The organism is Rhodococcus sp. LB1 (assembly GCF_001583455.1).
In the GTDB taxonomy this organism is placed as follows: Bacteria; Actinomycetota; Actinomycetes; order Mycobacteriales; family Mycobacteriaceae; genus Rhodococcus_F; species Rhodococcus_F opacus.
Window position 1 is genome coordinate 18,186 of the sequence record NZ_LTCZ01000023.1, and the last position, 11,352, is coordinate 29,537.

The 11,352-nt window shown below is 67.6% G+C and carries 12 protein-coding genes and 1 pseudogene; 8 read left to right on the forward strand and 5 right to left on the reverse strand.

Features of this window, described 5'->3' with window-relative positions; all coding sequences use genetic code 11:
• Window positions 1–10: 10 nt before the first annotated feature.
• Complete coding sequence (gene folP / locus AZG88_RS04795; protein ID WP_231913820.1) at window positions 11–811, reverse strand: dihydropteroate synthase; 801 nt, start codon at window positions 809–811, stop codon at window positions 11–13.
• A 411-nt stretch (window positions 812–1,222) separates the two neighbouring features.
• Between folP and purU the strand changes: the two genes are divergently transcribed.
• Both purU and folD read left to right on the forward strand, forming a co-directional pair.
• Window positions 1,223–2,176, forward strand: coding sequence for a formyltetrahydrofolate deformylase (gene purU, locus AZG88_RS04800; RefSeq protein ID WP_082833232.1), 954 nt, complete (start codon window positions 1,223–1,225; stop codon window positions 2,174–2,176).
• Complete coding sequence (gene folD / locus AZG88_RS04805) at window positions 2,176–3,087, forward strand: bifunctional methylenetetrahydrofolate dehydrogenase/methenyltetrahydrofolate cyclohydrolase FolD (protein WP_082833233.1); 912 nt, start codon at window positions 2,176–2,178, stop codon at window positions 3,085–3,087. Before purU ends, folD begins: the two co-directional genes overlap by 1 nt.
• Window positions 3,088–3,155: 68 nt before the next feature.
• Here the strand turns inward: folD and AZG88_RS04810 are convergent, their stop codons facing one another.
• The 4 genes from AZG88_RS04810 to AZG88_RS04825 all read right to left on the reverse strand — a co-directional run bounded on the left by AZG88_RS04810 (window position 3,156) and on the right by AZG88_RS04825 (window position 6,206).
• Window positions 3,156–3,890 (reverse strand): GntR family transcriptional regulator, encoded by a 735-nt coding sequence (locus AZG88_RS04810; protein ID WP_061697083.1) that lies wholly within the window; start codon window positions 3,888–3,890, stop codon window positions 3,156–3,158.
• A gap of 135 nt (window positions 3,891–4,025) precedes the next feature.
• A complete protein-coding gene (locus AZG88_RS04815) occupies window positions 4,026–4,778 on the reverse strand; it encodes an alpha/beta fold hydrolase (protein ID WP_061697084.1) in 753 nt (250 codons plus the stop codon).
• Entirely contained in the window at window positions 4,779–5,252 is a 474-nt protein-coding gene (locus AZG88_RS04820) for a nuclear transport factor 2 family protein (RefSeq protein ID WP_061697085.1), read from the reverse strand. It lies immediately after the preceding gene.
• Window positions 5,253–5,285: 33 nt separating this feature from the next.
• Window positions 5,286–6,206: a VOC family protein gene (locus tag AZG88_RS04825; protein WP_061697086.1), complete on the reverse strand. Its 921-nt coding sequence runs from the start codon at window positions 6,204–6,206 to the stop codon at window positions 5,286–5,288.
• Between the two features lie 160 nt (window positions 6,207–6,366).
• On the opposite strand from AZG88_RS04825, the gene AZG88_RS04830 reads away from it, so the two are divergent.
• The 6 genes and pseudogenes from AZG88_RS04830 (at window position 6,367) to AZG88_RS04850 (ending at window position 11,288) form a co-directional block, all read left to right on the forward strand.
• The gene (locus tag AZG88_RS04830; protein ID WP_061697087.1) at window positions 6,367–7,266 is read left to right on the forward strand and encodes a hypothetical protein; all 900 of its coding nucleotides are present in this window, start codon (window positions 6,367–6,369) and stop codon (window positions 7,264–7,266) included.
• A pseudogene (locus AZG88_RS53335) lies at window positions 7,263–7,973 on the forward strand (HpcH/HpaI aldolase family protein); the annotation flags it as partial. The gene AZG88_RS04830 and the pseudogene AZG88_RS53335, both read left to right, overlap by 4 nt.
• A gap of 87 nt (window positions 7,974–8,060) precedes the next feature.
• Window positions 8,061–10,034 (forward strand): acetoacetate--CoA ligase, encoded by a 1,974-nt coding sequence (locus AZG88_RS04835; RefSeq protein WP_061697095.1) that lies wholly within the window; start codon window positions 8,061–8,063, stop codon window positions 10,032–10,034.
• Complete coding sequence (locus AZG88_RS04840; protein ID WP_061697088.1) at window positions 10,034–10,828, forward strand: enoyl-CoA hydratase/isomerase family protein; 795 nt, start codon at window positions 10,034–10,036, stop codon at window positions 10,826–10,828. Before AZG88_RS04835 ends, AZG88_RS04840 begins: the two co-directional genes overlap by 1 nt.
• A 26-nt stretch (window positions 10,829–10,854) precedes the next feature.
• The gene (locus AZG88_RS04845; RefSeq protein WP_061697089.1) at window positions 10,855–11,034 is read left to right on the forward strand and encodes a hypothetical protein; all 180 of its coding nucleotides are present in this window, start codon (window positions 10,855–10,857) and stop codon (window positions 11,032–11,034) included.
• Window positions 11,035–11,096: 62 nt separating this feature from the next.
• Entirely contained in the window at window positions 11,097–11,288 is a 192-nt protein-coding gene (locus AZG88_RS04850) for a hypothetical protein (RefSeq protein WP_156517425.1), read from the forward strand.
• Window positions 11,289–11,352: the final 64 nt, after the last annotated feature.

Sequence of the window (11,352 nt, forward strand, 5' to 3'; positions counted from 1 at the left end):
GGCCGGCCGGTCATCGGGTCGCACCCTGCCACGCCGCCACAACAGCCACAGCCCGGCGGGTGGATTTCACGTTATGGACCCGCACACAGTAGGCGCCGGCTGCGGCGGCGAGCGTGGAGACCGCGCAGGTGAGGTCGTCGCGGTCGGCAGGCGGGGGGATGGTGGCTTCGACGTCGGTCATCAGCGCCCCGAGGAAGGACTTGCGGGAGGCGCCGACCAGTACCGGCCGGCCCAGCTCACGGATCCGGTCGAGGTGAGCGAGCAGCGCCCAGTTGTGGGCGCCGGTCTTGGCGAATCCGAGTCCGGGGTCGAGAACGATGTGGTCCTCGCGGATCCCGGCACCGATCAGGGCGTCGAGGCGGTCGGCGAGTTCGGTGACGACATCGGTGACGACATCGTCGTAGACGGCGCGCTCGGCCATCGTGGTGCTGTGTCCGCGCCAGTGCATGGCGATGAACGGCACATTCAGGTCCGCGACGGTCGCGGCCATCGCCGGGTCGGCCAGTGCGCCGCTGACGTCGTTGACCATCGATGCCCCGGCCGCGACCGCGGCGGCCGCGACCTCCGCGCGCATGGTGTCCACACTGACCAGGACACCGGCCGCGCTCAGTGCCCGGACGACCGGAAGCACCCGCCGCAGCTCCTCGGCGACCGGAACCCGCTGTGCCTGCGGCCGGGTGGACTCGCCGCCGACGTCGACGATGTCCGCGCCCTCGGCTACCAACGCCAGCCCTCGGGTGATCGCGGAATCGGCGGCGGCGCACAGCCCCCCGTCGGAGAACGAATCCGGGGTGACGTTGACGATGCCCATTACCAGGCACCGCGCCGGCGCGGGCAGCCGCGACAATCGGACCTCGGATCGGGGTACCGCATCGGTGATGTGGTCGCGTTCGGTCGGGCGCGGCGGGTGAGACATGATGTGGTGCATTGCTGCCTTCCTGCCGGCCCGTCCCCCATCTCCTGGCGGGCGGCGGCAGCGAAGCGCTGTACCCCTGCACCGAGCGGACCGGATATCTGCGGTGAACGTTAGCGACCGAGAGGCCGGACACGGCAGGCTCGGGGGTATTCCCACCCCGGTGGGGCACAAATCCCATGGGAATCACCGGGCGAAATCGACCCTGCCCCGCCCATACGCTAGGTGCTGTCTCGAGTCGGACCCCATCTGCGGTCCCATCGCCTCGGACCTCACGACCCCCGCTTTCATCCCGCTCAGGAGGGCATTATGACTGCCACACCGTCGACGTTGGCACCCACAACAGTGGACTTCGCTCCACCGCGCGCCGCTGGGGCTCAGGGCAAGTCCGGCGGGGGCGAGCTGACCGATCTGGGGCGTCTGATCCTGCACTGCGCCGATCAGCCCGGCATCGTCGCCGCGATCTCTCGGTTCCTCGCCGATCACGACGCGAACATCATCGAGTCCGATCAGTCGACGAGCGACCCGGAAGGTGGGCACTTCTTCCTGCGGATGGTGTTCCACAAACGTGACCTCCAGGCACACCTCGAACAGATGGAGGCGACGTTCGAGGCCTCGATCACCGATCAGTTCGACGTCACGGACTGGTCGATAACCAGTGCTTCGGCACCGAAACGGGTCGCGGTGATGGTCTCGAAGTACGACCACTGTCTGTTGGATCTGCTCTGGCGCGCCCGTCGCGGCGAGCTGCCCGTCCAGATCGGCCTGGTCGTCTCCAACCACGCCGATCTCGCGGCGGAGGTCCGCTCCTTCGGTGTGCCGTTCGTGCACATCCCGGTGACCCGCGATACCAAGGCCGAGGCCGAGGCCAAGCAGCTCGAGTTGCTGCGCGGCAACTTCGATCTGGTCGTGCTCGCCCGCTACATGCAGATCATCACCAACGACTTCCTCGAGAAGGTCGGGTGCCCGATCATCAATATCCATCATTCCTTCCTGCCCGCCTTCATCGGCGCCGGCCCGTACCAGAAGGCCAAGGATCGGGGGGTCAAGCTCGTGGGCGCCACCGCGCACTACGTCACCGAGGACCTCGACGAGGGCCCGATCATCGAGCAGGACGTGGTCCGGGTCAGCCACCGGGACGACGTGGCGACCCTGGAGCGGCGCGGCGCCGACGTCGAACGGTCGGTGCTGCATCGAGCCGTGCTGTGGCACTGCGAGGACCGCGTGCTGCGTCAGGACAACACCACGGTGGTGTTCGCCTGATGAGCGCCACCATCATCGACGGCAAGGCCGTCGCCCAGACGTTGCGGCGCCGAGTCGCCCAAGAGGTCGCCGCGCTCGACCGCCGTCCCGGGCTCGCGACGATCCTCGTCGGAGAGGACCCGGCGTCGGCGATCTACGTGTCGAACAAACGCAAGCTCTGCGTGGAGGCCGGGATGCGGGATCGGCATCGGCTTCTGCCCGCGCAGGTGTCGCAGGCAGAGGTCGAGGACGTCATCGACGAACTCAACCTCGATCCCGAAGTGGACGGCATTCTTCTGCAGCTACCGTTGCCCAAACATCTCGATGCCCCGTCGCTGATCGAGCGGATCGATCCGGACAAGGATGTCGACGGGCTCACCGAGACCAATGCCGGACGTCTGGCGCTGGGCAGACCGGGTCTGCGTCCGTGCACCCCGTCGGGTGTGATCCAGCTGCTCGACTCGGCCGGCATCCACCTCGAGGGAGCGCACGCGGTCGTGGTGGGCCGCTCCGATCTGGTGGGGCGTCCGCAGGCCCAGCTGCTGCTGGCCCGCGATGCGACGGTCACCGTCTGCCACCGGCATACACGGGATCTGGCCAGTCATACGCGCGACGCCGACATCGTCGTCGCGGCGGCCGGGGTACCGAAACTCATCGGTGCCGAGCACATCAAACCGGGCGCGACGGTGATCGATGTCGGAATCCACCGCACCGAGGGCGGCCTGTGCGGCGATGTCGACTTCGATGCCGTGGCCGGTATCGCCGGTCACATCACCCCGGTCCCCGGTGGGGTGGGCCCGATGACCATCGCGACGTTGCTGCGCAACACGTTGACCGCGGCCAATCTGCACAACAGTTCGCACCGGGAGACCCGTACCAATGGGTCCGGGCCCGCGCGCGATGGCGTGGCAGTCACGGCTGGACAACCGTAGCGAGCCGGGCGATGTTCATGCCCACCGTGCGCCCACGAAGTGCTGCGGCGTCTGACTCCGCACCGGGGTCAGACGCCGGGCGCGGCCTGGGCGGGGGCTGGGCGGGCGCGACCGCTGGCCGCCTGCACGATGGGAGCGATCATCTTGTGGCTGTAGACGACGTGCTCGACGACGGCGTCGCGGACGGTGTTGGGATCCCCGCCGCGGGCTGCGTCGACCAGGACCTGGTGGGAGGCAATGATCCTGTCCGCCACCTCCGGGTCCGGGTGCGCCCCGACGTACAGCTGGATGTAGCGCTCGGATGCCACCCACAGTTGGTCGAGCAGTCGGCGATCCCAGTCGGTCGCACTGGGGAGCATCAGCAGGTGGAATCTGGCGTGCACGGAGTAGACGTCGAAGGCGTTGCCCCGGGTGATGATGCGTTCGAGTTCGCCGAGGGTCTCGTCGAGCAGTCTGAGCCGATCCGGAGTCATGAGTTCGGCCGAACGTTCGGCGATCTGCCCTTCCAGCAGGCCGCGCAGCCGGTAGACGTCGTCGAAGTCGTCGGTGTTGATGGGGGCGATCTGCGGTCGCCGACCTCGCCGGAACTGCACCAGTCCGCGGCCCTCGAGGCGGCGCAGGGCTTCGCGGATCGGGACATTGCTGACGTCGAGGATCGCACTGAGTTCCTGGATGGCCACCGGTTGTCCAGGCTTGAGTTCGTTGGCGAGGATCATGTTCAGAATATGCGCGGCGACCTGGTCCACGACGGATCTCGGCCCGGTGCCGGAGCCGTCACGCGTGGCCCCCTCGATGTCTTCCATTAGCAGGATCCTATCGTTCCGGTTCACACGAAACCTTCGTGTGTTCCCGCGTTCCTGCCAGGCTAACCGGCAGGTCGGCGATCGACGCGCAGTGCCGGGCCACCTGATGGTGGCCCGGCACTGCGACTGTGTGTGCTATCCGGGGTGCGCCCGCATAGCGGTGGGCACCTCGGGCGGTGCGGCGCGTCGGTGTTGCAGGAACTGCGCCGCCTGCGCCTGCAATCGTGGCGAGTGGGGTGTCGAGACGTGATCGACTCCGTCGAGAACGAGGCCGGTCAGGTGCGGGATCGCCGCGCTGACCTGATCCGCCGCGCCGGCGATGACGTCGAGGTCGCCGACCGCCAGCAGGATCTCGGCACCGATCGCATGCAGTTGGTCTGCGGTGAGCAGGGACGGGGGGCGCTGGATGGCGGCCGCGAGGGCCTGTGGGTCGTTGCCGGAGGCGAGCGCCTCGGCGAGTACCGGGCGCAGCGCGGCCGCGGTGTCGTCGGTGATTCCTGCGTGCAGGGACTGCGCCACCGCTGCGCCGTTTTCCGGGCGCAGCAGATTGTCCCCGACGCCGGCGATGACCAATCGCCGGAACCGCTGGGGCTGTGCACAGGCGAGCTGGAGCAGAAGTTTGCCGCCGAGCGAGAACCCGACACCGTCGACGACGGTATCGGCGGGCAGATGGGCGGCGAGCTCGTCGGCCATGTGCGCGTACTCGGCGCTCTCGTGCGGGGCACGGGAGGTCCCGTGCCCGAGCAGGTCCACGCGAATGATCCGGCGGCCGTCCTGTTCGAGGTTCCGTTCGAGGTCGGAGCCGCCCCAGGTTCGCTCGTAGGTGCTGCCCCACCCGTGTACCAGGACGACGGGTGGGGCGCAGGTGTGGCCGGTGGACTCGTTCATTCACTTCCTCCCGAGGAGGACCGAGTCATTGTCCTGCGCGACGAAGACCGCTTCCAGGACGCGGCGGCGGATCAGCCAGTCGCCGCCGGTCCGGACGAAGTCGTCGACGACGTCGCAGATCGCCGACGGCGAATCCAACTCCAGGGGCGCAATCCCGTTTCGGGCGAAGAGGGTCAGGGCGTATGTGGCGGTGACCCGGGCGTCGTCGTGATGGTCGGTGACGAGATTGGACACGAGGTGACGCGACAGCCGCGGCCCGTGGGCCTGGCGTGCCGCGTACCCGCGTACGATCTCGTCCCGGCCGGTCATCGTCAGCGCCGGCATCACACACACCCCGTCTTCGGTGTACAGCAGTTCGCTTCCGATCCCAGCGGTCCGGTCGACGTTCCACCAGCTGCGGTATACCGCCTGCGCGATCTCGGTGTGGCGGTTGGACTCGGCGGCGGCCGGGCCGTGCGGGGGGTCCGAAGACATGCGCTTCTCCTGAGGGAAGGTGAGGGGACGGGGTCAGGAACCGATCGTCATGAACGACTCGGGCATGTTGTACGCCCACCCGTTCATGATCTCCGGGAACTTCTCGGGGCTGGTCTCGCCGATGTAGCCCGGGTCGTCGTCCTCGAATTCGTTCATGCCGCAGCTGAATTCGTTGCGGTTTCCGGTCGGGTCGAAGGCGTAGGCGAAGTTGTTGGTGCCGAAGCCCTGGGTGTCGCGTGGGATACCGCCCATGTGCCGGCCGGGTCCGAACTCCCACCGGTTGCCCGTCTCGGTGAGCCGGTCGCTGAGGCGGAAGTAGTGGTTGCCGTCCTGGACGGCGAACGCGACGTGGTGCAGGCGGTCCGAGGGACGCTGCGCCTGCATGTAGGCCAGGTCGTGGTCGAGCTTGGAGGCGCGCAGCCAGGAGGCCGCCCACTTGCCGGCGATGGTCAGTGCGAGGGACTGCTTGAAGCCCAGGACCATCTTCATGAACTCGGAGAACTCCTGCGGATCCCCTTCTCCGAGAAGGTTGATGTGGTCGATGTCGGTGGGAATGAAGGAGCCGTCCGACTGGAAGTTCGTCACCCCGGCCCGCCGGTCGCCGTAGCCGACGGCGAATTCCATCCGGTGGCCGCTGGGCAGGTCGAAGCCGAGGATGTCGCTGTGGCCGGGGCGGTCGGCTTCCTTGTACCGCTTGTAGGCCACCCCGTTCTTGTCCAGCCGCGAGATGATTTCGTCGAGGTCGTCGGCGTGGTCGACGCCGAACGCGAAGCTGTCGATGCTCTGCCCGCCGTCGATGAGCGTGAGGTCGGCGGCGGTGCCCGAACAGGCCAGCAACGCGCGATCGGCGTTGCGGTCCAGCACGGTCAGACCGAGGACACCCTCGTACCACTCCAGCGCCTGACCCAGGTCCTTGACCCGCACGGCCGCGTGGTCGATCCGGTTGATTGCCATTTGTTACTCCTCGGAAGTTCGTTGACACGTTGTGAGCACGATCACCTATACTCAACACACGAATCGTATACACACTTTGGTAGGGCTGTAAAGGAGCGATCCGAACTCGGATCGGAACAAGCCCTCAGTGGTTTCGCGGTACCGACATTGGAGGTAAGAGATGTACGCGGCAGATGACGTGCGGTCGAAGCTCGCGGGCGGCAAGCCGCAATCGCAGGGCCCGCCGGCTACCGGTATCCGAGCGGCGCAGTACCTCGAGTTTCGGGATTCCGAACCGGACGAGATCACCATGAAGGGCTCCAAGACCTGGGTCTTTCGCAGTCAGAACCTGGCCGTTCTGTGGACCGACGCCGTCGCCGGCGACGAATTTCCGCGCGAGCAGGACGACGAGTACGTCGCCCTGCTCTACTCCGGCAGCGCCCAGATTCGGGTCGCCGCCGGCCACGACAGTGCCGAGGTCACCGAAGACGCCCTGGTGGTGATTCCGCCCGGTGCGAGCAGCATCGAAGCGCTGACCGACGGGCCGGTCATCCGGTTGATCACCACGCAGAACGACGTCGCGGCCACCGCCCAGAACGCCGCCGCCTACACCGAACGGGACCCGCAGGTCGCTCCCTGGCAGCCGTGGCCCGACCCCGTCGACGGCTTCCGGCTGCGGGTCTACCCGCTCGCCCAGACGCCCATCGCCGAGGGCAGGTTCGGACGGATCTTCCGCACCACCAACATCATGGTGAACTTCCTCGCCGAGGAATCCGCGCCCCGGCCGCCGGCCAAGCTCTCGCCCCACCACCACGACGACTTCGAGCAGATGTCGCTCGCCGTCACCGGTGCTTACGTCCACCACATCCGCTACCCGTGGGGACCGGACTCGACCGAGTGGAAACCCGACGAACACACCCCGGTCGGTTCCCCCTCGGTGGCGATCATTCCCCCGCCCACCGTGCACACCAGCCAAGGGGTGGGCCCCGCCCAACAGCTGATCGACATCTTCTCCCCACCTCGCCAGGACTTCTCCGATGCTGGTTGGGTTCTCAACGCAAAGGACTACCCGACCCGATGATCACGACCCACACCACCTGCGGTTTCCGTGCAGCCCTCGAACGAGACAACCATCTCCCGCTCGGCACCTGGATCAAGCTTCCCGCCCTCGAAAGCGTCGAACTCGTCGCCGGCGCCGGATTCGATTTCGTGGTGATCGATCTCGAACACAGCCCCGTGGACATCGGAACGGTGTACGCGCTCATCGGGATCGCCAAAACCTCCGGTCTGTCCCCGATCGTGCGGATACCCGCCACCGACACCGGGCTCATCCAACGGGTGCTCGACAGCGGCGCGGACGGACTAATGTTCCCGCACATCGACTCCGCCGACGAGGCACGCAGCGCCGTCCGAGCCATGCGGTTCCCACCACAGGGAACCCGCGGAGTCGGGAACACCAGCCGCGCCGGCCACTGGGGGGCTCTGGACCGGGAGGAGTACCTCCGGTTCGGTAACGAGGAAGTGGTGTGCATCGCCCAGATCGAAAGCGCGGCAGCAGCACTCGTCGCGGGTGACATCGCCGCCGTCGACGGGGTCGACGCCGTCCTCATCGGTGCAGCCGACCTCGCCGTGAGCGAAGGGCAAGCCGAAACCGATGCCCGGATCGTCGAATTGATCGCCAAGGCCATCGCCGCGGTACAGGCCGCTGGAGTGCCGGTCGGCAACGCCGGGGCCGCCACCGAGGAGGCGGTGCGCGCCACCGTCGACGCCGGCTACGACTTCACCATGCTGAGCAACGACGCCACCCTGCTCGGCAGCGCCGCCCGGCAGGCCGTGTCCGCTGCACGCCGCGTCTGCGGGAGGACCGACGGGTCGCTGCAGACCTGGTACCCCACCCGTAAGCGCACCGAGAACGCGAACGTGGAGGTCTTCCGCCGCTGGTTGAAGACCAATCGGGGTCTGGACTTCGACGACTACACCGCCCTCCAGCGGTGGTCGGCGACCGACATCACGCAATTCTGGGGCGCAGTGTGGGCGTACTTCGACATCGCTGCCGACGCCCCCTACGACCAGGTGCTCGCCGACGAGACCATGCCCGGCGCCCAATGGTTTCCCGGAGCCACCCTCAACTACGTCGATCAGATCTTCCGGCACCGCCACCCGGATGCCGTCGCGATCATCGACGAAAGCGAACCCGGCGGTGCCGGTCGCCGCACCCTGTCCTGGGCGGAACTCGAGCGGCAGGTTGGTGCCGTCGCCGACACCCTGCGCCGGTCCGGAGTAGGGCACGGTGATCGCGTCGTCGGATACCTACCCAACATCGCCGAAGCCGTCGTTGCGTTCCTCGCCACCGCCAGCCTCGGCGCGATCTGGGCCTCCTGCGGACAGGACTACTCCGCGCCGGCGGCCGTGGACCGCCTCGGCCAGCTCGAACCAAAAGCCCTGATCGCCGCCGACGGCTACCACTACGGCGGTAAAGCCCACGATCGGCGTGAGGCCATCGGCTACATCCGATCCCACATTCCCTCCCTCGACGCCACCATCGTCATCCCTCGGATCGGACTCGCTACCGCCGGACTCGCACCGATCACCACCTGGGCCGAGGCCGCCGCCGGTGACACCGCACTCGAGACCACCCCCGTCGCCTTCGACCATCCGCTGTGGGTGCTGTTCTCCTCCGGCACCAGCGGACGCCCCAAGGGGATCGTCCACGGACACGGCGGCGTGGTGCTCGAACACCTCAAGTCCATGTCCTTCCACCTCGACATCTCCCCCGGCGATACCTACTTCTGGTACACCTCGCCGAGCTGGATGATGTGGAACTTCCAGGTCGCCGGCCTGCTGGTGGGTGCCACCATCGTCTGCTACGACGGCAGCCCCGGCTTCCCCACCACCGACACCCTGTGGGCGCTCGCCGACCGCAACCGCGTCACCCACCTCGGCACCAGCCCCGCCTACCTGCAGGCCTGCGAAAAAGGACAGCACGCCCCCGCCGCCGAGCACGACCTCTCCACGCTCGAGACGCTCGGGGTCACCGGCTCCGTGCTCCCCCCGGCCTCCTACCACTGGGTCGCCGAACACGTCGGATCCGACGTCCAGGTCGCGTCGATGACCGGCGGAACCGACGTCGTCAGCGCCTTCGCCACCGCCGTCCCCACCGTGCCCGTCCAGGCCGGGGAAATCCCCGTCGTATCGCTGGGCGCGGCACTGGAAGCCTGGGATGAGGACGGCAACGCCCTCATCGGCGACGTCGGTGAGATGGTCCTGACCAAACCGATGCCCTCGATGCCAGTGCACTTCTGGAACGATCCCGACGGGAAGCGGTACCGCGACGCGTATTTCGACACCTACCCCGGCGTGTGGCGGCACGGTGACTGGATCACCATCAGCGACCACGGCAGCGTCGTGGTCCACGGACGCTCCGACTCCACCCTCAACCGCAACGGTGTCCGGATGGGCAGTTCCGACATCTATCAGGCCGCCGAGAAACTCCCCGAGGTCCGGGAATCGCTCGTCATCGGAGTCGAATACCCCGACGGGACCTACTGGATGCCGCTGTTCGTCACACTCGCCGACGACACCGTCCTCGACGACGACCTGACCCGCACGATCTGCGACACCATCCGCCGCGACGCCTCACCCCGGCACGTGCCCGACGAGATCCTCGCCGCACCCGCGATTCCGCACACCCGCACCGGGAAGAAACTGGAAATCCCCATCAAACGACTGTTCCAGGGTGCACCCGTCGACGCCGTCATCGACCCTCAGGCTGTCGACGACGCCGCCGCCCTGCAGTGGTACATCGACCTCGCCGCCCAACGAAACCGCACCTCGGAGGACACGCACTGATGGCACACCTCACCCACGAGCGCATCGCCTTCGAATCCGACGGTGCGATCGCCCGCATCACCCTGGACCGCCCCCAACACGGCAATGCCTTCGACCTCCCGATGGCCGAAGACTTCCTCGAAGCCGCCGAACGAGTCCACGACGCGTGCACCACCGGTCTGCGCGTGGCGGTCCTCGACGCCACGGGACCGATGTTCTGCGTCGGCGGCGACCTGCAGAGCTTCGCCACCGCCGAGGACCGCAGCGACCTGATGGACCAGGTGACCTCCACGGCGCACCGCGCCATCGAACTGTTGACGAGCGCGCCGGTACCGGTGGTCACCATCGTCCAGGGAACCGCCGCGGGTGGGGGCATCGGCATCGTGCTCACCGGGGACATCGTCATCGCCGCCGACACCGCGAAGTTCAAGATGGCCTACACCGCAGCGGGACTGAGCCCCGACTTCGGCAGCACCTGGCGCCTGGCCCGCGACCTCGGGCTCGCACGCGCCCTCGATCTGACCCTGACCAACCGCGTCTTCACCGCCGCCGAAGCACAGAGCTGGGGGCTGATCAGCCGGGCCGTGGACCCGGACACCCTGCCGCAGGAGGCCCAATCCGTCATCGAGCAGTTGGCGGCAGGCCCCACCCGGGCATTCGGTACAGCGAAACACCTACTCCGAACGTCCACCGACCACGACTTCACCACCCAGCTCAACCATGAGGCCGCGGCGATCACCACCCTGGTCGACGAACCCGCTGCGCACGAGGGAATCGACGCGTTCCTCACCAGACGCACCCCGCAATTCACCTGACACCCCTTCCGAACCAGGACCGACCCATGCCCACACTGATGCTCGACGCCCTCATCGCCGCCGCGGCGGTCACCCTCCGACTGTGCCTGCCCGAATCGGTCCGGATCGCGGTCGCCGACCTCTCCCGTCCGGCGGAGAAAGTTCGAATATTTCCCCTGTTCAGCGTCGGATATCCGGCCGCCGACGACTCGTGGGCACAGCGATGACGCGGCGACGGCCGGGCACTGCCACGGCGGTCCCCGATCCCCTGACACCGCAGGAGCGGCGCGTGCTCAAGTTCGCACGAACGTGGGCACCGTTCGGGAAGCCACCCGACGGCGAGATCTTCGTCGCGTTCGGAGTCGATCCGACTCGCTTCTATCACGACCTCGTGCGCATACTGTCCACCCATTGCCCCTCCTGCCTCCTTGCACCCGCCGAACGTTCACAGGTTCTGCACCTGGCGAACAACCACACCTGACGACCGGCACCAACCGTCCGGCCCACCGAATGACGTGGCGCAACTTGCGTGGCCACGCAACCAC